At 64.1% G+C, this 24,463-nt stretch carries 13 protein-coding genes; 2 read left to right on the forward strand and 11 right to left on the reverse strand.

Annotated features, from left to right (window positions below):
* Nucleotides 1-22: 22 nt before the first annotated feature.
* From AAG816_RS01680 to glsA, 10 genes are all read right to left on the reverse strand, one after another.
* Nucleotides 23-3,298: an STY4851/ECs_5259 family protein gene (locus AAG816_RS01680; protein WP_341987604.1), complete on the reverse strand. Its 3,276-nt coding sequence runs from the start codon at nucleotides 3,296-3,298 to the stop codon at nucleotides 23-25.
* A gap of 2 nt (nucleotides 3,299-3,300) precedes the next feature.
* Nucleotides 3,301-4,296, reverse strand: coding sequence for a hypothetical protein (locus AAG816_RS01685; RefSeq protein ID WP_341987605.1), 996 nt, complete (start codon nucleotides 4,294-4,296; stop codon nucleotides 3,301-3,303).
* A gap of 46 nt (nucleotides 4,297-4,342) precedes the next feature.
* Complete coding sequence (locus tag AAG816_RS01690; protein WP_341987606.1) at nucleotides 4,343-10,201, reverse strand: ATP-binding protein; 5,859 nt, start codon at nucleotides 10,199-10,201, stop codon at nucleotides 4,343-4,345.
* A 152-nt stretch (nucleotides 10,202-10,353) separates the two neighbouring features.
* A complete protein-coding gene (locus AAG816_RS01695; RefSeq protein WP_341987607.1) occupies nucleotides 10,354-10,848 on the reverse strand; it encodes an IS5 family transposase in 495 nt (164 codons plus the stop codon).
* Between the two features lie 34 nt (nucleotides 10,849-10,882).
* On the reverse strand, nucleotides 10,883-12,589 hold the full coding sequence (locus AAG816_RS01700) for a DUF927 domain-containing protein (protein WP_341987608.1): 1,707 nt from the start codon (nucleotides 12,587-12,589) through the stop codon (nucleotides 10,883-10,885).
* Nucleotides 12,590-12,699: 110 nt separating this feature from the next.
* Nucleotides 12,700-13,527: a hypothetical protein gene (locus tag AAG816_RS01705; protein ID WP_341987609.1), complete on the reverse strand. Its 828-nt coding sequence runs from the start codon at nucleotides 13,525-13,527 to the stop codon at nucleotides 12,700-12,702.
* Between the two features lie 287 nt (nucleotides 13,528-13,814).
* Nucleotides 13,815-14,570 (reverse strand): hypothetical protein, encoded by a 756-nt coding sequence (locus AAG816_RS01710; RefSeq protein WP_341987610.1) that lies wholly within the window; start codon nucleotides 14,568-14,570, stop codon nucleotides 13,815-13,817.
* Entirely contained in the window at nucleotides 14,571-15,740 is a 1,170-nt protein-coding gene (locus tag AAG816_RS01715) for an integrase arm-type DNA-binding domain-containing protein (RefSeq protein ID WP_341987611.1), read from the reverse strand. It lies immediately after the preceding gene.
* A 582-nt stretch (nucleotides 15,741-16,322) separates the two neighbouring features.
* Nucleotides 16,323-17,963, reverse strand: a complete 1,641-nt coding sequence (locus AAG816_RS01720) for an MFS transporter (protein ID WP_341987612.1) — start codon at nucleotides 17,961-17,963, stop codon at nucleotides 16,323-16,325.
* A 42-nt stretch (nucleotides 17,964-18,005) separates the two neighbouring features.
* Nucleotides 18,006-19,010, reverse strand: coding sequence for a glutaminase A (gene glsA / locus AAG816_RS01725; protein ID WP_341987613.1), 1,005 nt, complete (start codon nucleotides 19,008-19,010; stop codon nucleotides 18,006-18,008).
* A gap of 557 nt (nucleotides 19,011-19,567) precedes the next feature.
* Here glsA and AAG816_RS01730 point away from each other — a divergent pair.
* Nucleotides 19,568-20,692 carry a DNA repair exonuclease gene (locus AAG816_RS01730; RefSeq protein ID WP_341987614.1) on the forward strand — a complete coding sequence of 375 codons (1,125 nt, stop codon included), beginning with the start codon at nucleotides 19,568-19,570 and terminating at the stop codon, nucleotides 20,690-20,692.
* Nucleotides 20,689-23,319, forward strand: a complete 2,631-nt coding sequence (locus AAG816_RS01735) for a DNA-binding protein (protein WP_341987616.1) — start codon at nucleotides 20,689-20,691, stop codon at nucleotides 23,317-23,319. The genes AAG816_RS01730 and AAG816_RS01735 overlap by 4 nt, the downstream gene beginning before the upstream one ends.
* 42 nt (nucleotides 23,320-23,361) lie before the next feature.
* Here the strand turns inward: AAG816_RS01735 and AAG816_RS01740 are convergent, their stop codons facing one another.
* Complete coding sequence (locus AAG816_RS01740) at nucleotides 23,362-24,438, reverse strand: diguanylate cyclase (protein ID WP_341987617.1); 1,077 nt, start codon at nucleotides 24,436-24,438, stop codon at nucleotides 23,362-23,364.
* Nucleotides 24,439-24,463: the final 25 nt, after the last annotated feature.

Genomic DNA, 24,463 nt, shown 5'->3' on the forward strand with positions numbered 1-24,463 from the left:
AAGAGCTCGTTGTCTGAGACCACTAAAGGGAGAGCGGCGCGCCACGCGCCAAGATCATCAGGGAGGCGGCATAGATATCAGCGAAGGATTGCGGCTCCCGGGCGCGCGCGTCTCGTGCTCGCCGTACCTGTTCGGCATCAAGGACGATGCGACGGGGATCATCCCATCGAGTCGCAGCAGCCAATGCGACCGCACAGGGGGCGTCGACGCCCTCCCTGAACCTGTCGTGAAACAGAAATAAGGGCAACCGCTCCGCCAGCGTGGAACCAGGCCGCCGGAAGCAAGAGACGGCCGAAACGCTCCGTTGCGGAGCATCATTCAAACCGAGGCCAAAGTCGTCGGCAGTGCGCCTGAGCCGATCCTGCACCCCCTCTTTCAGAGCCGGAACATCGTCGGCTAATAATGTTGTCCCGACGGCTAGTGCAAGGGGGGTGCGCAACATCGGCTCAAGGCCGGCAAGGGCGTCCGCGGCGGCTATGACCGTAGAGTCCGCCAATGAGGAGGCAGCGGCACCGGGGAGACCGTTAGCGACGAGCAATCGGTAGAGCGTCTTGCGGCGGACGTCGAAGGCAGAGATCCACAACTCCAGCGGCACGGCCGCCCACATGAAGGGCAGCTCACGCTCCAGCTGCCAAACCCGGCCCCTCGCCTCCGGAGTCTCGGCCGCAGCTGCTAAGCCTGCCAGAGCGGCGGGGTGATCGGGGAGCATAGCTAGGGCGTCAATGGCAGCGGGTGGAGCGCCGTCCAGAGCAGTGACTAGGTCCAGCAGAAATCCGCGGTCGACCGCGGCCTTAGTGGACTCCTCAAGCAGCGCCCTTAGCAGTTCGCCGACAACGGCGCGGCGCTGGCCACCTCGCGCGATCAGAGTCGCCCGCTGTAGCCGTCCCAAGCCTTCGATAGACAGGGGGCCACCAGTCGCCAAGGTCGGTCTTCCCACTACGCGGCCGCGTTGCCGCGCCATGACGATGCCTGGCCCCTTTAGATCGTCCGGCAACTTCTCGGCCCAGAAGCCTTGAGACACCACCCGACGCTCCGCAGTCGCCACCGACAGCCAGTCCAGTCGGCGCGCCGGACCAACTGGCGGTTCGGGAACCAGCGAAACATTCCCCGCTGTGGTGATCACAAGCGCAGCAGCATAGCGGCCAACCTTCATTGTACGGCCGCGCAGTCCCAGCTCCAGCGTGACCACATCGTCGAGGCCGCTGCTGGCGCTAAGCATGCGCATGATTTCCTCTGAAGCCGCCCAGAGCGGCAGTTCACCGTCGAACGCCAGATGGCTATAGGACCCGTAAGGACCGCGCAGCAGTAGCCGCTCATAGCCAGGCGAGAAGGCGAAGGCGCCGCGCAGGTCGTCCAGCATCACGCGGGCACCGTTATCCAGCAGAGTCCCCTCCGCGTCGCAGAATCCACCACCCGCAACCGGCGCGGGCACTGAGATCGCTAACCGCACTGTCGCCGACGTCAGAACAAGAGCGATGCGCCGCATTGGCCGGCCTTCGAAAGACACCTCCAGACCGGCAGGAACGGGGTACACTGCGACTTGGTCCATGGCCGCCTCAAGAGACCAGCCAATTAGGTTTTCCAGCGCATACGCAACGCCCCGTTCACCCGACGGCCGCGCCTTGATCGCGGCCCCTGCCGGGACGATTGCGACGCGCCGGCGATCCAGCGGCACACGGGACTTGGGATCGCACCAGACGACTTCGATTGGTCCGAGGCCGCTCCTAGCGTCGGGCGTCTCGCTGATCCAGTCGCGCCAGACCGAGGCACCTACCACGCGCCAAGCTACGCTACCACTCTGCGGTGCCTTGCTTTGCAGGCTGCTGCGCAGTTTCACTTGGGGGATTCCGGCGAAAATTACATTGCCGTTCGGCCCTTCGGCTCCTGCGAGCACAGGCCCCTCTAAGAGCAACTCGTGGGTATGGTCGGCGTCTGCACCGACCTCAATGCGATAGCCACGCATGCCCAATGGCCCAGCGTGCACCGAGCGGCTGGTTTCATAGAGATGGCTCGCTCCCTGCCAGATCGGCGTCTCCCGATCATCACTATCTACTTGGCAGACGACGAAATCTGGCGGCGTTAGTAGCCACACCTTGCGCCTGCGAGTGCTCAGAGAACCGCCGCCAAGATGGATCAAGGTCTGCGGCGAACTCTCCGTTTCGTCGCCGCGAGCATCGGCAAACACCAGCACCTCCGAGCGCAGCGGGGCGCCGCGGGGCCAAGTCAAGGTTTGCCGCCGATCCTCCGCCGAACGGAGCTCAACCTCCACGGGTTCTTCGAAAGGAAAGGAAGCAGGATCTCTCGCACTGCCACGTCGACGGCTCAGCCACCGCTGGGCGAGTTCGGCCGGAGGATCAAGCAGCGCCAATTCACCTTCGTAAACGGAGGCCAGTGCTTTCGTTGCGAAAACGCGCAACCGTCCCTCTGATGGATGCGCTGCTCCAGCTGGCAGGGCGATCTCTCCCTGCATCCCCAGCGTTAGCGCGGATACCCACCCCTCTCCCTCGCGCACTAACAGCCGTTGGCAGCCTGCCTCGCCAGTTAGGCGCTCAGTGCTGCCACTGACGAGGTCGTCGAGTAGCCGCTGTGCACTTTCGCCCGACAAGCCGATCGGCAGCGTCTCGCGCCAACCAGGGTGCACCACATCCAACCAGGTACTTGCAGATACCCCTTTAGGCCCGTTGGTCGCGGCATGGCGCTTCAAGGAGACCACGCCCCGCGCGAGCTCAGCACAGAGGATATGGAACTCGTCGTGGTCGTAGGACCCCAGGGCAGAGCCGGTCGTGCGCGACAGAGCCGGGGCGACCTCCTCATCACAGTCGCCTCTCGCCTCCAGTCTAGCGATGAGGGTTTGCAGGTGCACTGCTATCCGGCCGCGTTCGCGGGTCTCCAGCAGGCGTGTAGGAAAACCGCCCGCCAGGATGAGCGACAAGAGCCGCATCTCGCCGCCTGCTTTGTGCCGGGGCGCGAGGCCCCACCAAGCCAGCCCTTCTCGCGCTAGAGCCTTGATTGACGGCGCAGTCAGTTCGCGTATCACGTCAGGAAGCGGGCTGTCCCACCGATAGTGGCCACCCTGATATTCCCGCCGGTACCACTCCGCCACATAGAGGGCGAAGACTGCTGAGCTGGTGCGATTTGGCTCTGCGAGCCCACCCTGCCGGTGGATCGCCTCGAGTTGCGCCTTCAGAGCAGCAAAGGACGCCTCGTCGACAGCATATCGGAAGAGGGCGCGACCATCCGCGGCGCCAAGCCCAGCTCGGCGTATGATTTCGGCGAGCAGGGATTCGCCAACGCCCAACTTCAGACCCTCCCAGCCGACCAGGTGCGGAACTCGTCGAGGCATTGCGATATTGTGGGCCAGGTGACAGGCCGGCCGTGAGCAAGCTCATTGCGGATGCCTCGAGCCGAGTGGACCGCTTTGGGACAGCCCTTTGCGCTGTTGCCGAGTTGAATGGCGATCGGCCCCCAATCAAGCATCTCGACCTCAGGCATAGTCTGTTCTGTGACCCGTAGGTGGGGCCGATGGCGGGAAATTACCTCCCGACGGCGTTCCTCAATCCAGGGAAACAGCACGCCTAGCTGGCCGCGCCATACACGTTTGGTCAGGCTGCCCTTGTCGTTGCGTGCGAGCCAACCAGCGTGACGCGCCGCCTCGCCACCCCAGCCGTCCAAGTGCTGCGCCGCCGGCTGGTCATCCGCCTCCAACCACTGTTCAGTACAGAGGTCGGGCCGCAGGGCGTGCTTCATAGGCAAGTCTAACAAGATCTCAGTCAGACAAAGGTCCCACGCACCGACCTCCACGGCCACCGCAGCTTTGATCCGAATGGGTAGGCCGTCGGCCTCACTCAGGTGGGCAGCGGCGAAGGCCATTCCGTCTAGTGGGCCAACCAAGCCGGCGGCATCCACCGCATCCCAATGCTCGCCACCGAGTCCCTCCAAGGTACCCTCACAGACAGCTACAACCACCGCAGTCTCACTCCCGGGTCTCAGGCGGCCAGCACGGACAAACGTCTGAAGGTCGGCGGTGCATGCCCCGTCGGGCAGACGGACCAGGAAAACGGTGTCACGGGCGTTCTCGTTGACAGCAAGGGCCGCAAGCGACCGGAAGTCGGTCGCGAGCGTCTCATTCAGCACCACCAGAAGGTCGGAGGAAGCCCGCAGGTCGATCACCTGCAGCCGCATGAAACCATCTCGACTAATTTGGGCCCCGAGGGCACCCAGCACCCCATCTGCACCTTGGGCGTCGCGCAAAGCCACGCAGCGGCCCTTATAGACTCGATCAACAATGTCCTTCACGAACCGGCGCGGGCCAGGCAAGGACCACAGGTTGGGGTGCCGCACGTCAGCCCCTCTGCCGCGTCAATGCGGCTTCTACGAACGGGTTGAGCCGACGCTCAGCCTCGTAGCTCTGCTGGCTGGCGTGGCGTTCAACGAGGCCCAGCCGTTCAAGTTGGCGCATTGCCGCCTGTGGATCGTCGATTCCCACGTCTCGCATCAGGTCGTCCGATACCTCGGCGTCGTAGCCCACGTCCGCAATTACAGTGAGTGCGCCTCTCAGCGCATCGTCGTCCAGTCCGAGCAGCGCAAACACGTCTTCCGATTGATAAAGCGCTTCAGCGCGCTCCCTTAGCGTCTCGATCATTTCGGCCGCTGTTCGCCCCTTTGGCTGATCGAGAAAACGAGGGAACCCACCCGTCAGCCGGCGAATTTCCTTTATCTGCGCCTCGTCTGGCTGCACGGAGAGCGTGGTGCTCCAATGCCGCCTGACGAACTGACCGAGAGAGTTCTCCCCAAGCGGCGACAACGATACGATGTCATCGCCGCCCACCGCAGCGTCCAATTCGCGCCAATCGACGTCGTAGGGAACTAACAGGACACGCATTCCGTAGCGCCCATCTTTCTGAGCTTGGCGCACCCGAATGTTGCGAGCGGCCAAGATAATCATTTCAGCCCCCAGCCAAGGCCCCGATAGCACGAGGAGGCCGCGGTCCCTTTGGCCGACACGCGATGCCGCAGCCTCAATCGCCTGTTCGAATTGCCGCACATTCTGGTAGCTGCGCCTGTCGATCTTGACCTGGGTCTCGGAAATTTCCGACAAGGACAGTGCGACCTCGTCGAGTCCCAGCGCCCGTGACGACGCCAGTAAATGGACTGCGCTCGATGGCTTAGCTTCCGAGAGAAGCATGGTCTCCTGACGCGCAGTTAGCGGCGATGGGGTGGTGCCGCAAACTCGGCGAAGCGTTCCGGTGTCGAGACGGCTGGGGGCTTCCTTATCCGATAACTCCACCAGCTTGCGTTCGATTTGCTCGCGACCGCCTAGCATATCGGCAATCCGCGCGGAGCGGATCACGAAGCGGCCGTCAGACTGCTCGATAAGCACTCCGAGCCCGATCATTTCCTGCAGCAGGCCCTGGAACGCGTCGAGCGACTGGTCTTCCGCAAACCCTTGGGGCCACCATTCCAGGGCCAAGCGCTGCAATTCGGCGTCCTTAAGGCCGATCGGCAGCGTTCCTTGGTCTCGGCGCGCCAAGCTATCGACTAGCATGACGAATGTAATTAGGCGGTACCGCTCGTCGAGGTTGAGAGTGTTTTCGAACTTGAGCTGGATGTTCTGGCGGAAGGCGCTGTCCTGAAACGTCTCCTCAAGGTCCCGCTCTGTAATAACTATTGGCAGCGGGGAGCTGCCGGAGTGTCCCTGCCGTCTGCCAATGGACTTGTTCATCCGTTCGATCAGGCCCTTGGAAAAGGCCTGCAGCAGCGACGGATAGTACCCGACTTGGCTCAGCATCCGACCGGCAAGCGAAGGCGATTTGAAGACGAATCCAGCGGTAGCCATGGGGCCCTCGGCCATTGCACGCGCTTCTGGCAAGTCGCTGCCCATCAGTGGGCCGACGCGGACGGGCGTTCCAAAATGCAGCAAAGGCGAGTTGGGCGTACGCGCCAGCCGTTGCACGTCATGAAGGCCGGCGAACACGAATTTGCAGTAACGATCTGTCGCCTGCATCAGGTCGCGAATTTTCGCCAGGCTACTATACTGGTTAACTAGCTCTTGACGCAGGAATTCGTCTGCCTCGTCGACCAGAACCAGCAGACGCCTCCGGCGATCGATATCAAGCCAAGCGCGAATACCAGCTTCCACCTCCTCCTGATTTTTCAAATCGCGGTTTGCGAAACCTGCTTCTCCCTTCAGCTTGCGGCCGAGCCAAGGCCAGATGTTGTGGCCATTGGCGCCAGGCAACTCCGCCTGGAGATCGCCGTAAATGACCAGTTGGGCGGGCGGCTGATTGTGGCGCAACTGAATCTGTTTGAGTAGCGCCGTCTTGCCGAGCTGCCGGCCGCCATAAACCAGGCAAGAGCCATTGCGGTCCCATAGGTCGTCCAGCTCGTTCTTGCGACCGTAGAACATCTCCTGAGATGTGCGTGCAGCCGTGTCGGCGTAGGGCTGTACCAAGCCCATGGGGAGGGCGAGGTCGAAGATGTGACCGCGGCGCCGATCTCGCTGTGCAGCAAGGAAAACCACCAAGGCTTCGTCAATCAGTCCGTAGGAGGCAGATCCGCCTCGCCGGCGTACCGCACTCATGAACAGGTTGCGGCTTTTCAGCGGCAGATGCCCTATAACCACGACGATGGTGGGGGTGGTGGTAGAGCCGGTAAGCTGATCGAGCCAACTTGTCAGCTCCTCTCCGGTCTTTACCGCTGACGGCTCGGCCATGATGATCATATACCTACCGTTCGCCTCGCTTCCGAAAGCGGGAACCCGGCAAATCTCTCGATCGGCAATCTTGTCCGTATGAAGGGTCATTCGCCGTGGGGCACCCTGAGCCTTGCTGAGCGCTCCGTTGTCTTTTACCTCGGCCGAAGTGAAACCCAGCGCTTGCATCAGTTTCGTCAGGGCCACCTCGCGCCGCGATTGCGGATTCCGCAGATCCCGCCAGGCGGTCAGCAGTTCGCGGGCTCGCTCGGCTTCGTCGGCATCCAACGCTGAGAAGTCGGCTGCGGGTGTCCGCCTTCGGGCCTCCGCGGCCCTTATTAGGTCCGCAATACCGCGATCGCTCGGCGGGATACGTTCGTAGTCCTCTGTCAGACAGTGACGAGCGAAGTCCTCAAGTAACGCGCTGACCTTCTTGGCCGTCCAATCGACGTCATTGAGAGCCGCATCAATGTGTTCAGCCAAAGTGGCAAGGTCGTGATGCTCGGCCATTTCCTCCAGTTCGCTAGTGTTTCGGCCGCGTGCCTTTAGGTCCTCAATTTTCTCGCGCAGTGGAATGAGCAGAATTTCGAAACCATTTCGGACGTCCGCTTCGATTTCTTTGAGTTGCACGTCAAGTTCGGAAAAATCGAGTTGGGAATCATCCGCGGCAGTCTCCGCATGCAGAAACGTCAGCAAGCTGTCGAGGTGCGCCGACAAGCCCACGTCGATCCGAGCCATCTGGTCGGCCCCCAGAAGGTCATCGATTTTCCCCCGCAGTTTCTCCGCACGGACGGTTGTCTCTGTCCTCCAAGTGTCGGCGGAAGCCTTGAGCGCTTGCTCCAGCGGCGCGAGAGCCGCACCGTTGGCAGCCAGGCGTTCCAGTATCTGCCGCGCGGCGCCGAAGCGCCCCGCGTTGATAGCTGCATCAAAAGCGGCCTCAAAATCGGCGGGTCCCGCTGCAATAGATGGCCCCTGTCGCAGAATTGCTTCCACCTGGTCTGCGCTAGGCAGCTCAGCACCTCGGCGCGAGATCGGCGGATCGAAAAGTAGCAGGTCGTCGTTGAGGACCATTTCTAGCGTCAATGGCGATTCAGCCGCGACTTGCGACGAGGTGAGGAGGTCGGTCACGACATCGACCGCGGCCTGCACCGGAGCGCTCAGGTGTGGGTGGGAGCCTGCCACCGACATTAGGTCTTCCTGCGCGGCCCGAAGGTGGCGGCGCAATTCGTGCAGCTTTTCCAGAATGTGCTCACCCCGGGTGCGTTCGCACGCCTCGTGCGCTTCAACCCAGTGTCGAATGTGCTGAGCTGTCTGCCGAAGCCAGTCGGCAAGGCGGAGGCGGACCCCGGCTTCGAGCGGTCGGTCCTTGCGCGTCCGGTGAGCGACGTCGAGCAGATCAACCCTCTGCTCAGCAGAGTCCTCGTAGATCCATGCCTCTGCCGCCCTCGCCAGAGCGGTAGCATTGTTGGCCTTCTTTTCGACGGCAGCTATTGCCTCAGCGACGGGCCCCTGCCGGAAAACGTCAGTCCAAATGGTGATGGCCCGATGGAACTTGAGCCTGCGGCTTGGCGCTGTCGCGGCGAAGTCGAGCAGTGTCTTACGAGCAGCTTCCTCACTTGCCCGACGATCACCGTCAGCTGTGGCCGGCGCGAAGTCAGCGGGTGTGAGGTTGAGCCCGCGACCCCGAATTTCCGTGGTCACAAATTGGCAGAGTTCGTGGAGGCCGGCTCCGTAGTCGCCAAGATTGGCGCGGCCCAAAATCTCCACGCCCGACGAGTCGGGGGCGAATAGTGCCGGTCTGAGAGCGCCGGCGAAGACCGTCAGGCGGGTAGACGGTGTGGAGCTGGCTTCCATGGCTAGGAGGACCTCCTCCTGCAGAGTCTTGTAGCGGCTCGCGGCAGGTATCAGCCGCGAGGCACCAGCCGCCGCGCCAACCGCCAAGGCCTCTAAGACCACCGGCGTTGCCAGGCTCACCCCGAGGCCCTGTTCTTCTGCCGCCGAGGCGAGATGATATGCAAGTCCATAGCGCTTCCCCATCAGCGCCTGTGCGACGGCCGCCTCGGCAGGCGTGTCGATTGGCTTTGCGAGAACCTCTGGCGACAATTCCAGCGGGAGCGTCGGCGCCAGTTCGGCAAGCTGCGCGTCGGCCTGTGTGGGAACGACCTCGCTAGTCTCCGCTGCCATGGCCTCGGCCGCCATATTAGACACTTGGACTTCGCGCGCGCCCGGTGATGCTGCAACGCCCTGTTCAGCGGCGTTTTGCGGCGACCGGCTCCCCGTGCTGGCATCAGAAGAAATTCGTGGCTCGTCGGACATCGTGTCTAGCGCAGGATCCACTATCGGTGCTGTCGCAAGGCTTGCACTCGAGGCCTGCTCGCCTTCATTTCCCCCCGGCCGCTGCTCGGTAAGCAGGCACGGCAATCGGGCGTCCGCGAAGGCGATCAATGTCTGAGCCGCCTTACGGCGCCGGCTCCGCGCCGTCGCGTAAGCCTCATCCGCGGCATCCGTATCCTCGCGTGCTTGCAAGGCCTTGGCGTCGTCCTCGGCGTTCGCCGTGACCAACGCGTCCTTCACCAAATACTGCAACTCCACCACTGCCGCCTCGATCTTGCCGATCCCCGTGAGGTCATCGATCCCAAGCTCAAAACTTAGGACTTCAATGAAACCGTCAGTGGAGCGGCCAGCTACCGATATGGGCGGCTCGACAGCCCGTAAGGTGTCCGCGAGAGCCGCTAAGGCCACGTCGCGGCGAGATTGCAATGAGGCCGCAACCGACTCAGCCCATCGGCTGCTAAGCGCTCTTAGTCTTTCGCCTGCAGCGGCAAGCTCATGCGTTAGATCCTCCCCGATTGCGGCTTCGCTTAGCCGCCGCCCCAGATGAGCGATTTCCTCGCGCCAGGACAGCTCCAGCAAGGCGCTGGCGGCCTCTCTACCGGCGCCGTCTAAGGACCGCTCGGCGTCATCGTCCAAACCGCGCAACCAGCCCTCCTGCGTCCAATATTCGCCAAGCCTAGTGGCGAGTTCGCTGTGCTCCTCCACAAAATTGCGAACCATCTCAGCCCGATTTTGCTCCGCCACCGCCCCGCCAATCTCAAGCTGACTCCAAGCCATCCAGCTGGCGATGTCCCACGCCTCCTGCCGAATCATCGCTGAGATCATCGCGGAGGCCGACCTCGTCCTTCGCCGGCTATCGATGGGCAACTGCCTGCAACCGGCATTAAAGAGGGCGTTCAACAGGCCTCTTTTTTTCGAATCAAAACCGGCCACCCGATCTTCGAAAATGGCAAGTCCATTGGGTAAGCGCAGCAGATCGCAGACTGAGGAATACAAATCGCCGTGGGCCAGTTCCCAGCCGGGTACAGGATGCGACTGAACGCGCTGGCGGAAGAGCCGGTGCAGACTGGGCACCCAATCAAGCTTTTCTGCGAGGCTCTCCCCAGTAATGAAGGATGGCAGGCGCGCAGCCCACTCAACGCGCCTGGAATGTGTGATCGTGCTCACGTCGTCCATTGAAATCCCCCCAAGCACAACCTAGGCGCAATCTGCATTCGCGAAAAGTGGGCGCTTGGCGCCAACCAGGAGCGACGCGTTAACGCGATGAGCAAAGCGTCCTGCCCATAAGTCTTGGGCTTCGCGCCTACTCGCCTACTCGCCTGCGAGTGCTAGGTCGTGTGGACGAACCTGATCCAGATACGGATTGTGGCGAGTTGGACGAAGCCGAGGAAGCTGGAGGCGAGCTTGTCGTAACGGGTCGCGACGCGGCGTGAGTGCTTGATCATGTTGAAGAAGCGCTCGATGCGGTTGCGATGGGCGTAGGTCTGCCGGCAGACTGGGCGCGGGACCTTGCGGTTCGATTTGGTCGGGACAACAGGCTCGATGCCCCGGCCTTCTAGGTCGTCCCAGATGGCGACGCTGTCATAGCCTTTGTCGGCTAGCATGGCGACGGGATCGGGCGCGTCCTCGTTCATGAGGTCGCCATAGGCTGTCATTTCCGAGGCCTGACCGGGTGTCACGCTGAAACCGACCGCAAGCCCCTCCGCATTCGCTCTGGTATGAACTTTGGTCGTGAGCCCACCGCGCGAACGGCCAATACCGTTTCTCTGTATCCCCCCTTCCTCCGGCAGCGTGCTGGTGCGCCCGGACGATGCCGCGCCCAAGGAGGCGCCATTTTCTATTGCAAGTTGTTGAACCTCAGCTTTCAGGCTGAGTTGTCGGCATGGAACCGCCGATCTCGATGATGCGCTCCAAATCGAAGAGCAGCACGTTAACCTTTGCCGTGGGCATACCTTTGATGCGGAGCTGCCTCACGTAGAGCCGCACCTCCCGTCCTGGCAGCAGAATGCCTCGGGTTTCAAGGAGCTCGAGCACGTCAGCCTCCCCTCTCGCGACGAGATCGGAAAATCGTTCGCGGAGCACGGCGATAACCATTCGTCCCTGCAAGGTCCGGCGTATCCCATAGATGCGGGTGGCGGGTTTTGGGGCAATTTTGTCCCCGGGCTCGATGACCGGAAAGCGACGGTCACTTCCGGCATTACGGTTCAGCCAGGCCAGAAACTCATCTGCCTCACATTCGACAGGACGCACCTCTCGCCATGCGGCGCGGTAGATTTTCCGAATAGCCTTCGCCGCGTGCTTTTTGGTCCAAGGCGCAATTCCATAGTCGGCAGCCAGCATCGCCGCGGCATAGGTCACGGCAAATTTCTTCGCGAAGCGCTGGCCGAACGGCGTTTGAATAGGAAGGACAGCCCGTATGAACTTATCCGCCAAGGCTTTGGCCTTTGCCGGTCCGTCCGCATCCGCCAGAAACGCACGCACAAACCTTCGTATCGGGACACCGTGATTAGCGGCTATCGTCTCTTCGGCCTCCCGCGCCAGTCGGGCACGGTCAGGCGGAGAGGCCTCCAAGTCGAAGATTCCGCCATCATGCGGGGCGGGAACCGGAATGCCTATGAGACGGACCTGTTCGCCCTCTTTCCGCTGGAGGTTGCCACTGCCCTCGAGAGCCTCTTCGCCCGATGAGAGACCGATGACAAGATATTGAACATTGCGCAGATCGCCGTCCGCCGTCGCTTTGGCGGAGCGCTTCTTTCCTTGGCCGCCAGCCACCTTGAAGGCCAGCGTTCGGAAAGCCTGACGCCGCTGCGCCACTGACCCTTCCATTCTTCCCGCCTCATCGACCACCAGCATTGAATCGTTGCAGGCTGCCGCATCCTCCTCCAGTGCGCGGGGCGTCAAATCGAACGTTCGCAGGTGCTCACGACCGGCTTTTTCAATTACGGATTGGGCCGCGATCGTTGCAAGACTTTTCCCGGTGGAGCTTTGGCCGAAGAGGTGGAAGACTACGCCCTCATCGTATCCCATGGGGCGCAATAACGGCCCCGCCAATCCCGCGGCAAGCGTGAAGACCAGATAGCTGGAACCTGCGCACGCACTGCGGAGGCCATTCTTCCATGCGACAATCTTCCCCCGCGATAGCGTAGCGCGCAGTTCCGGGGCGATGGGTCGTAGATTGCCACGCTCACCCAGAATGCAGTCCTTCAAGACAAATGTATGCGTCCCGTGCCAGCCCGAGACCGATGTGGTGGCCACCAATTGGCAGCTCTCAACGGCCAAGGCCGATTTGAGGTCTTCGAGCCAATCCGGAGGTATCCGGGCGCCGAGCTGCGCAAGCGTGCGCTTCGCACCGCGCGGGTCATCCATCTGCGACCGGTCGATTGATACGGTGCCGATGCCGCCGCCGATCTTGTCGAACTCGACTTTGACGAAATACCCTCCTGTGTCGATGTTCTGGTGAATCTGAAGTGGGCGAACCCAAGGCTTTGGTGCGCGCGTCATCGCGAAATCCCCTGTGGAGGTGAGCCACTGGCGGCTCACCGGATAGGCAAAGAGAGAGCGCACGCGCGCACGTGGCACGCGTGTGCAGTTTGGCAAGTAATTCAAGGGAAAGGGGCAGTTGGTGCGTCTACAGAGCCCACCAACCGCTCTTTCGTGGGATTCTATCCCTTAGCTCAGCGACATTTCTCTGTGCCGGACTGCGCAAGCCGCATACCAATGACAAGCAGGCGATCACGCATCAGCATGCTCATGCGCCACGCGTCATGCTCGCGGAGATGCGCACTCGGCACACGAACATAGCGCTGCGCTTGCCGGCCGTTATCGGCCTCGTAGGCCACGCGCCCCTCAGGCAACGGCTTGGTGATGTATGCCAAGACGTGCGCCAAATCTCCGGGTTGGATTGCCTTAATCATCACCGGTTTGGGAACAGGCGTCGAAGACGACAATTTCAATGCTTTGCTGAGCTCTTGATAGGAAGCGCCGGTCGAAACGAGGTTGATTTCGCCTTGCCAGAGTTCGATGGAACCAACCGTGTTGAGGCTGGCCTCCACACATGCGATTCCTCGGATTCCCTTCAGATGTTGGATGCGGCGCTGTAGCCATCGGTGCATGGAGCGCGGCTTGAGGTCGTACAGGTTGCCAGTGTCGCGGGCCCAGCCCCAATTCACCACGGTCACAAGATGGAATTGTGAGCTGTGGCTCATCAACTGGTCGTGCGCATCAAGGATCGTGTCCCCACGGCTCGCCCAGTTGCCGAGGAGGCAGGCGGCTTGGCAGCGGTTCGGCTCCCGGCAAATGTCGTCCGCTGTGCATTGCCCAACCGCGCTCCAGCGGCAATCGGAAGATTGCGCGTTGCGGCGCATCATCTGAGCCTGCTGCTTGGCAACGAGGTCCAAGGGCTCAAAGTCGGGGAAGTCGCGGTCGACCATGCCGGCCCTGATCCGCTTCCGGCGGGCAGCTTGGTCGACGTTGAAAGGGGGGCAAAGAGGCTTGCGCATCATGCAACCCCCATCTGCACGAGGGAGTCGATGTCAGACGCACGCCAGGCGACAGAACGTGCGCCGAGGCGGACGGGGCGCGGGAAACGCCCTTGAGCAACGCCGGCGTACCAGGTGCTGCGGGAAACGGGCACCCGTTTGAGAACCTCCCGCAAACGCAGGAGGGTGGTGGGGGTGGAGGGCATGCTGAAGCTCCGGGTGGTCGGAATTGACCGGCCCGTTTCAAATAGCTGGCGCGCCAACTGAGATGGGAAAGGCCGAATTCGACCTTTCCACCCCCAATCTTTCGACTAGGCCTTAGAACGTTTTAGATAATTCTGGTGGAAGTCGTGGACGGCCTTTAGCTGCTTTCGGATCGTAGGCACGCTGACATACATCCCCACATCTTCTGTCATCGACGAAATTTTGGACGCCGCCTCGTTGTTTTTATCTGGTGTATATTTGTATGGAACATTTCCAAGCGCGTATATAATACTAAATATGGTCGCCTTATATTTCCCATCATCAATAATTTCATTATGTAAATTATTATACAGTCTGTCATATCTATTTTTTGGGTTATTCCTGAAAATTGAATTGAATTTTTCTGAAAGTTCCTTAGGAAATTCCGCGTCAAAGTTGCGCAAATGTTCATATATATCGCGGGCAGATGCCCTTTTATTCACGGATTTAAATCTTTTTGTTATCTGTTTAAATTCTTTAATTGTTGACATATCGGTCTCCTTTAACGGGGAACGGCTCCCCGGATCTCGACCAATCGCCAAATGCGCTGCTTCGGTGCTGCTCCATGTCGCGAGGTTTGCCCAATATCCAGCACGCACATCAGAGTGAATATCATATGTGAATTTATCGGGATTCTCCGATATTTCATCTAAAAGACCGCCATCTTTAGATAGCTCATCCTTACACTTCGCAATACATTCACGAATAAATGCCGGCGATCCAATCGTATAACTTTTTCCAACCTCGTCTCCAAACCGATAAACGGCTATCCCAACCATCATTGATTTAACTTCTAGCCTGCGCCTCAGTTCTTTAATATGCATCTAACTCTCCAAATACGCACACCAATCATTCATCAAGCTGCGGCGTTTTTCGAACAGGTCACCACGCCGGTAGGCGGCTTCGACCTTGCTCTCTATCGTGTGGGCCAATGCCATCTCGCACACATCGCGGGGATGGCTCGTCGCCTCGGCTGCCCAATCCCGAAAGGCCGACCGAAACCCATGCGCGGTGATCTCCAGCTTCATTCGCCGTAGCACCATCAAGAATGCCATGTTCGATATTGGCTTGTCGGGCGAACGACCTGGAAAAATGTAGCCTTGGTTTCCCAATTGGCTGGCCTCTTGGAGAATCTCGATGCATCGCACTGAGAGCGGCACGCGGTGGACGCGCTTGGCCTTCATACGCGAGGCCGGCACAATCCAAACCTTCTCGGTGAAATCGATCTCGCTCCATTCTGCGCCGATCACCTCGCCTGTCCGAGCGGCGGTCAGGATCAGGAATTCGAAGGCCAGACGCGTGGGCAAACCTGCGTCAGTCGCGCGCAGACGGGCAATGAACGCGGGAACGTCTACATAAGGAAGTGCGGCGTGGTGCTCCTTCTGATTGCCCTGCTTCGGCAACCCGCGCTCGACCCCCTCGATGGGATTGTCCCCCGTGCGAAACCCGGAAGCTTTAGCCCAGTCGAACACGGTGCCCAGGCGCTGTTTGAGTCGACGGGCCGTCTCCGGCTTGGTGAGCCAGACCGGCGAAAGAACGCGGAGCAGTTGCGGCGTTCCGATCGCATCGATGCGGAGGCTGCCAACCTCGGGGAAGGCATAGGTTTTCAAGGTGGTCAGCCACTGCGCCGCATGCTTCGGGTTCTTCCACGATGGAGCATGTTCGGCATGCACCCGCTCGGCCGCTTCGGCGAAGGTGGGCATCACCAGGACCGCCTTGCGCCTTTCCGCCAAGGGGTCGCCGCCCTCCCGTGCCATCCGGCGATGGACCAAAGCCTTCTCTCGTGCCTCGGCCAGGCTGACAAGGGTAACACCGCCTAGCCCCATGTCACGTCGCCGCCCCTGCACGACAATCCGCAGCAGCCACCGCTTTGATCCGTTCTTGTCGACTTCCAGATAGAGGCCATTGCCATCCGGATAACGGCCTGGGATCTTCATCTGACGCACCTGCAAAGCAGTCAGCGCTTTGTCCGGGTGCCTACCACGCTTTTTCATCCGCCCAATTCAGACCCCACATTTCACCCCACATTCTGCGTCAGATCTAGCAAGCTTTCAAGCGACAATGTCGGACAACGAATCTGCCATAAGCCGTTGATAATGCAGCATGTAGTCGCACGACATCAAACATGGGCAGACTTCAATTCGGCAGACTCCGTCTCCGCCACTTTCCCTTCAAAATGCTGTCTTTCCTGCGCGTCACGTGGGACGACAGCGCGCAGGCTCGACGGAGTGTCGCGCGCGCGATCGAATGTGCCGCGCACCGAAAGGGCCATGTGCCCCACGCCACACGCCTCAGCGTCCGCGACCGCGATCAGGGCGATGTCTGAACCTGCGGGCCGCACGCGCCGCAACGGCGCGGCGCGGAGTGCGGTCTGCGGGTTTCGGTCTCATGCACGCGGCTCACGTGCGCGCGTTCGGTCTCATGTGGGATGTGCCGGGATCGGACGGCATCCGCGAAGGAGGCTGCCTGCGTGCCCGCCGCCATCTGCCCGAAATCAGGCCAGAGGCCGTGACTGCCGGCCGTTGAAGCGGGCGGCATTCACGGCGTGTCACCGCCGGTGGCGGGGAGGGCGGCGCTTATGGGGTCTGTTTGCGCCCACCCACCGGGGACGGGTTGGGAATGTCCCCCGGAATGTAGTTCGGCAGCCGGCTGGTCGGAATGATCGCCAGCAGAGCCACGGCGGACATGATCATCAGGCCGATCTTCAATGCCCGCAGCCGCGCCTCCGTATTCACCCGCAAGGCCTCTTCCGCCTGGGCGGTGGTGGCGGCCATCACGCTCTGCAGCCGGTCATTGCTGACGAAGTTGATGCCGTCCAGATTGACCTGCGCCTGCAGCTCCGGCGGCAGCTTGGGGTTGGCCGCGAGGCTGCCGAGGATGAGTGAACTGAGCAGCCCCACCAGCAGGGCCCCCGCCACCGCGGTGCCCACCGCCGCCGCAAGATTGTTGGTGGTGCCCCGCAGGGAGCCAACGTCGCCGGCCAGTTCCTTCGGCGAGGCGGTGACCAGCACGTTGAACAGCAAGGTCACCAATGAGCCCTGGCCGATGCCGAACAGCACAAGGCCGATCAGGACCGGGCCGGCGCTCCAGTCGTTGCGCACCACGAAGGCCAGCCACAGCAGCGCGATGGTGCACAGCGCAAAGCCCGCCTGGCCGATCTGCCGCGGCGTGAACCGGGGATAGGCTTTCACGATCAGCATGGCGGCGAAGAACACCGTCAGGTTGAACGGCAACATGGCGATGGCGGTGGCCAGCGCCGAGCGGCCCTGCACGATCTGAATGTAGAGCGGCACCGAGAAGTTGAGCATCGCCTCAAGAGCGACGACGCAGAACATGGCATAGACCGCCGCCCGCTCCTGCGGGTTGTCGATCACCTGCAGCGCCAGGAGCGGGGTCTTGCCCGCCCGCTGGCGCCCGTGGGTCCAGGTGACGAAGGCAAATCCCACCATGATGCCGATGACGATCAGCACCGGCGCCGGTGAAAAGCCGGCGAGGTTGAACGGCGCCCCCGGGGTGGCGATCGCCAGGCCCCAGCGGTTGAGATTGTTGAAGCCGAAGCTGATGCAGATGATGGCGACCGCGGCCAGGATGACGCCGGCAAAGTCGATCTGCACCTCCGGTCGGCCTGCGTCGCGCTTCAGGCGGAAGCTCAGCACGAACACGATGACCGACAGCACGATGAGGATGCCGAACACCGGCCGCCAGCCGATGAAGGTGCCGAGGATGCCGCCGATCAGGAAGGCGGCGACGCCCGCGCCGGCGCGGGCCGAGCCGAGCGCGCCCAGCGCGGTGGCTTGCTGCGCGCCGCGATAGTTCTCGGCGATCAGGGCCACCAGCGAGGGCACCAGCGCCGCGCCCGCTGCCCCGGACAGGCCTTGGGCGGTGATCATCATGGTGGCATTGGGACTGAAGGTCATCAGGATCTGCGCCACGCCGAACAGCAGCACCACCGCGCGGAACACGCGCACCGCGCCATAGCGCTGATTGAGCTTGGCCCCCAGCATCACGAAGCCGGCCACCAGCATGGAATACATGACGATGCCGGTGGCCACCGTGGTCGGCGGCACGTTGAAGCTCGCCACCATGCCGCCCATGGCCACGGGGAGCGAGGCCACGTTGAAGGACATGAGGACCTGCCCAAGCGCGATGGCGATCATCGGCACCCAGGACTCTCTGGCATCGGCGGAAGACGGATGCCCCGCTGTGGTGGTGGTCATGGGCCTCTCCTCGAGATTATTCTTGGTTCAGGCGTGTTCCGCTCAGACGTCCGGCTTCGAGACGAACAGATCCATGCCGAGGCGCTGCGACAGATATTGCGCGGTCAACTGGCCTTTGACGCTGTTTCCGGCCGCGTCGAGCGGCGGCGCGAAGGTGCCGAGGCCGCCCTTGCCCGGGGATACGGTGACGATGCCGCCGCCGATGCCGCTCTTGCCCGGCAGGCCGATGTCATAGAGCCAGTCGCCGGAGGTCTCATACAGGCCCGCCGTCGTCATGACCGCCAGAGCGTAGTGGCAGATCTGCGGATCGACCACCCGCTCCCTGGTGATGGGATTGACGCCGCCGTCCGCCAGGGTGGCCCCCATCACCGCCAGATCGCGGGCGCTGACATTGAGGGAGCACTGGCGTGTATAGAGGTCGGTGGCTTCCTTGGGGTCGCTATAGATGCGCCCCATGCTCTGCAGCAGGCGCGCGATGCTGCGATTGCGGAAGTTGGTCTGCGATGCGGAGGCATAGACTTCTTCATTGAGCGGCAGCTCACGCCCGGCGAACCGCGACAGGCCTTGGTGAATGAAGGCCCACTTCTCATCCTCCGTGGCGCCGGGCACCAGGCTGGTGGTGGCGATGGCTCCGGCATTCACCATGGGATTGGTGATCCCCCCGGGGCTCAACTCGACGGCGGCGAGCGAATTGAAGGGGCGGCCCGTGCTGTTGGCGCCGAGCTTGGCGCGCGCCGCCTTGGGGCCGATCAACTGGCAGACCAGGGCGAAGATGAACGGCTTGGACACGCTCATGATGGTGAAGGGATGATCCACCGCGCCGGCGGAATAGACATTGCCCGTCGTGCCCACCACGCAGATGCCGAACAGATCAGCCGGGACGCGGGCGAGGGCAGGGTAAACCTGCGAGTTCTCGCCGTCCGTGTTCGATTTGAAGCGCTGATAGGCGTCCTGGATCAGGCGCTCGACCAGGTCTCCTGATGGCAGATGGCCGGTTGAAACATATCCCGGTTCGTCCGGGTCATCATTTGTGTGCCCCGTCGGCATGTTTCATGTCCTCCCCCTATCTCCAGCGTTGTGCTGTCTTATGTCTCCGATGTATATGCCGGGTTGTAGTCCTCGGGAAGAGATCTTGAGCGTATAAGGCGGCCGGAGCTCCTGATATCTCCCGCCGATGTTTGTTGTGTGCTGCGGTGCATCATGAATCTGGTTGCGGTGCTGGCGCTCAATGCCTGCGAATAGCTCTCGGTGCGGCCGACACGCGCTTGGGCGGCGGTGGCGGCGGTGGAGCGGGCCGGTTCGCCGCATGGCGCGGCCGCCGGGTTGCGACGCGAGCAAGAGCGCGCCTCCGGGGAACGGCCCAGGCGGCCGGCGCCCATCCTCCGGTGCGGGGGCCGGTGGTGGATGGCGATGATCGACGCGGTGGCGCGGACGCGCGGGCCGATCCCGCCGGCCGCGCGCACGGACCCGTGGCGACGGGCTCGATGATGCATTAGGTTCACCCGGCGTCCGCGCCCGGCCCCGCGCCGGGCGCCGCGATGCGGCAGGGGCTGCGGCCCGCTCTCCCCGGGGCGGACGCCGGGGTCGATCGCGTTCGAGGTGTCATGTTCCGCTTCCTCCACAGTTCGGACCTGCATATCGGCAAGCCCTTCGGCACCCTGCCGGAGGATCTGCGCGGCCGCCTGCGCGAGGCGCGCCACACGGTGCTGGACCGGCTGGCGGCGCAGGCGCGGGCCGGTCACGCGGGCACCATCCTGCTGGCCGGGGATTGTTTCGACACCGAGACCCCGAGCCCCACCATCTTGCGCCAGGCGCTGGCCGCCATGGCCGGGCACGCGCCGCTGCGCTGGGTGATCCTGCCGGGCAACCATGATTCGCTCCAGGCCGACGAACTGTGGTCGGCGGCCCGCGCCGCCCTGCCGGACAATGTGCTGCTGGCGACGGAGCCGGCCCCCATCACCCTGGCGCCGGGCGTCATGCTGCTGCCGGCGCCGTGCACCACCCGCCGTCCGGGCCGCGACCTCACCGACTGGATGGACCGGGCGGAGACGGCGGAGGGCGCCCTGCGCATCGGCCTCGCCCATGGCGCCATCCAGAGCTTTTCCGAGGACGGCGCCGGCCTCGACATCCTCGCCCCGGACAGGGCCGTGCGCGCCGGGCTGGATTATCTGGCGCTGGGCGACTGGCACGGCCAGATGCCGGTCAATGCCCGCTCCTGGTACAGCGGCGCGCCGGAGCCGGACCGCTTCAAGCATGAGGGGCCGGGCCGGGCGCTGCTGGTGACGCTCACCGCCCCCGGCGTCCTGCCCGATGTGGTGCCGGTGGAGACCGGCCTGTTCGACTGGCGCATCCTGCCGCTGGATCTGCTCTCCGGCGACGATGCCGCCGGGACATTCGCCCGCCATCTGCCCTCCGGCAGCGGCCGCCGGCAAACCTTGCTTCAGGTGCGCGCCTCCGGGCGCCTGCGGCCGCAGGCCCGGGCGGGCCTGGAGGCGGCGGTGGCGGCGGTGGCGCCGGAATTCGCTTATGTGCGCTTCGACACCGAGGCGCTGATGACCGACTGCCAGAGCGAGGACCTCGACGCCATCGACCGCATGGGCGCCCTGCGCCAGGCCGCAGACCAGCTGCTGGCCGAAAGTCGCGACGAGAGCCGGTCCGACGATGCGCGCCAGACCGCACGGGATGCGCTGGTGCGGCTGTTCTCCTATTGCGAGGCGATGCCGTCATGAAGCTGACCGCGCTGCGCCTGCACAATGTGCGCCGCTTCGGCGGCGTGGGCATCGCCGTTGAGAACATCGGCGCGGGGGTCAATGTGCTCTGCGCCGTCAATGAGTTCGGCAAGTCCACCTGCTTCGATGCGTTGCACGCTTTGTTCTTCCAGCCCCACACCGGCACGCCCCATGCGGTGAAGGCGCTGCGGCCCTATAGCGGCGGCAATCCGCTGGTGGAGGCGGACATCGTCACCGCCGCCGGCGCCTTCCGCCTGACCAAGCAATTCTATGGCGGCAAGCGCGCCATGGTGCGCGATCTGGGCACCGGGCGGCTGGTGGCGCAGGCCGACGAGGCCGAGCGCTTCATCGGCGCCCTGGTCCAGGGCGGCACCGCGGGGCCGGCGGGTCTGCTGTGGGTGCGCCAGGGCCTCACCGGCATCGAGCGCAGTGCCAAGGGCGACGAGGAAGAGGAGAAGCTGGCCCGCGAGACCGTCCTCACCTCGGTGCAGGGCGAAGTGGAATCGCTCACCGGCGGCCGTCGCATGGCCCAGGCGGTGGCGGCGTGCGGCGAGGAGCTCTCCCGCTTGGTGACCGCCACCGGGCGCCCCAAGGCCGGCGGCCCCTATGCCCAGGCGGTGGAGGAGCGCGACCGGCTGCTGGCCGGCGAAGCCGCGCTCGCGGTCGAGGTGCGCGACCTGCGCCTGGCGCTGGATCGGCGCCGCGCCCTGCGCGCCCGGCTGGCGGAATTGGAAAATCCCGAGCAGCAGGCGGCGCGCCAGAGCGATCTGGCCCTGGCGGAAGCCGCCTTTGCCGCAGCCAAGGCCCATGGCGAGGCCTTGAAGACCGCCGAGGTGGAGGCGGCGCTGGCCCGCAATCGCCGCGACAGCGCCCAGCAGGCGGTGGATGGCTATGGGACAAATCTCGCCCGGTTCGGCGTGCTGCGGGAGCAGGCCGCGGCGCGCACCCACGCCCGCGACGGGGCGCTGGCCCGGCAGCGGGATCTGGCCGCTGCCGGCCAGGCGGCCGCCGCCGCCGTGGATGCCGCCGAGCGCGACGAACGGGAGACCCGCGATCTGCTGACCCGCCTGGAAAAGGCGCTGCAGGCGCGTGAGGCCGCCGCCCATCTGGCCGGCCTCACCGACGCTTATGCCAAGGCCGAGGCCGGACGGGCGGAGGTGGAGACCATCGCCGCCGAGCTGAAGGCGCAGGCCCTGCCGCCCCAGGGCCTGAAGCAATTGGAGACGCTGGAAGGCGAACTGGCCAATCTGCGGGCGGTGATCGCCGCAAGGGTCCCGGTGCTGCGGATCGACTATGATGCGGGCGTTCTCGCCGCCATCGGCATCGACGGCACCCCCTTGGCCGACGGCGCGGAACGCCCTTTGACCGGCAGCACCGCCCTGGACATTGCCGGCGTCGGCCGGCTGACCCTGACCTTGCCGCCGGGCCGCTACGGCCAGGACGAACTGGCCGCCGCCGAGGCCCGGCGCAGCGCATTGCTGGCGAAACTGGGCGTCGAGAGCCTGGATGCGGCGCGCCGGCGTGAGGAGGCGGTGCGCGCGTTGAACGCCCGCCTCGACCTGGCCAGGCAGCGCCTCGCCTTGCTGGCGCCGAATGGCCTTCCCGCCTTGCAGGAGGCCATCGCCCGGCTGGAGGCCCAGAGCCACGGGCCGACCGAGCTCAAGGGCGATCCCGACGCGGTGCGCGGCGCCCTGGCGCGGGCGGAGGCCGGCGTCATCCAATCGCGCCATGCAGCCCGCGAGGCGCAGGTGGTGCGCGACGCCACCCATCAGGCGGTGGTGGAGGCGGAGCGCGCCTTGGCCACCATCGCCTCGGGCCTGTCCGCCTTGGCCGGCGTGCTGGGGGCGGAGGAGGGGCGGCCGGCGCAGATGGCCGCCCTGGCGGCGGCGTTCGAAGCGGCCGAACAGGCATTCGCGGCGGCGCAGGCACGGGTGGACGGCTTGCGCGCGGGGGCGATGGATCTGGCCGGCGCCGAGGCGAAGATGCGGCGCATGCGTTCGGTCCGCGATGGGGCGATGCAGGAGATCGCGCGCCTGCGCGAGGAGGCGGCGGAACTGAACGGCCAGATCCGCACCCGCGCGGATGCCGCCGTGGAGGAGGCGTGGCAGGAGGCGCAGGACCAGTTGGCGGCGGCGCACACGCGGGTCGCCGAGCTGGAGCGCGAGGTGGCGCTGCTCATCCGCCTGCGCGATGCTCTGGAGGCGGCCCGCGGCGCGGCGCGCGATCATTATTTCGCCCCGGTGATGGGCGAGCTGCGCCCGCTGCTCGGCCTGTTGTTCGAGGATGCGGCGGTCACCTTCAACGAGAAGACGCTGCTGCCCTCCACCGTGCGTCGCAACGGCGTGGAGGAGCCGGTGGGCGTGCTCAGCGGCGGCATGCGCGAGCAACTGGCCATCCTCACCCGGCTGGCCTTCGCCCGGCTGCTGGCCCGCGACGGCGAGCCGGCGCCGGTGATCCTGGACGATGCCCTGGTCTATTCCGACGACGACCGCATCGAGCGGATGTTCGACGCGCTGCACCGCCAGGCCAGCAACCAGCAGATCATCGTGTTCTCCTGTCGCCAGCGCGCCTTTGCCCAATTGGGCGGCAACATCCTGCGCATGACCCCCTGGACACCGGACATCTGAGCCCCGGACCGCGGCGCATGGGATGCCCCGCCGCGGCGGCGCTCAGAGCAAGGCGGGCGCGGCCCGCGACGCCACCACCACCCGGTTGCGGCCGTCTTCCTTGGCCCGGTACATGGCGGCGTCGGCGGCCTGGAGCATGTCGTCCACCGTGGCCAATGGGGCGCGGGACGTCTCCAGGCCGACGGACACGGTGACCGCCAGGGTCTCGGCGGCGATCTCCACCCGCATGGCCTCAACCGCGGCCCGCAGCCGCTCGGCGATGGCCAGGGCCTCGGGCAGGGGAGTGTTCGGCAGCAGGATGGCGAATTCCTCGCCGCCGATGCGCGCCACCACATCCTGCACCCGCACCGCGCCGGTCAGGGTGCGGGCCACCGCCACCAGCACCGCATCGCCCCCCGCATGGCCGTGGCGGTCGTTGATGGCCTTGAAGTGGTCCACATCCACGAAGGCGACACAGAAGGCGTGGTGGTTATGGCCGTGGGCCACATGCCCCTGCATGGTTTCGCGGAACGCCCGCAGGTTCAGCAGATGGGTCAGGTGGTCCTGCCGGGCAGCCGCATCCAGGGCGGCATTCTGGGCGGAGATGGTGTTGAGGGCGTTGATCGCCTGGGCGCGGAAGGCGTGGAAGAACAGGCCGGTGACGCACAAGGTGATGACGAAGGTGCTCGCCGCCAGCGGCGTCACCTGGATATCGCCGCTGGTCACTGCCGCCGCGAAGACGGCCAGCGCCGCCAGGATGGCGATCCACGCCGCGAGCCCGCCGAGGATCAGGAAGATTGCCCCCACCGCCGGATAGAACAGCAGCATGCGCAGCGGGTCCTCGTGCACGTTGAACTGCGCCGCGGCGATATAGAGGAAGCCGGCGGGAAAATAGATCAGCGCCACCGGCAGGAAACTGCCCGGGCGGCGCCAGAGGATGACGATCAGGACGCAGTTCAAGACCAGGAAGAGGGAATTGTTGGTGGTTTGCGCCGGGCCCAGAGGCACCCAGCCCATCTGCGCGGGGATGGTCATCAGGCCGCCCCAGACCAGAGCGGCCACCATCACCGTCATCAGGAACCGCCGGCGCAGCGCGGCGGTCTCCGGCGCGGGCGTCTTGCGTCCAGGTTGAGTGTCCACCATCGCTCCCGAGTCTCGTCGCAGC

The organism is Azorhizobium sp. AG788, assembly GCF_943371865.1.
Classification (GTDB): Bacteria; Pseudomonadota; Alphaproteobacteria; order Rhizobiales; family Xanthobacteraceae; genus Azorhizobium.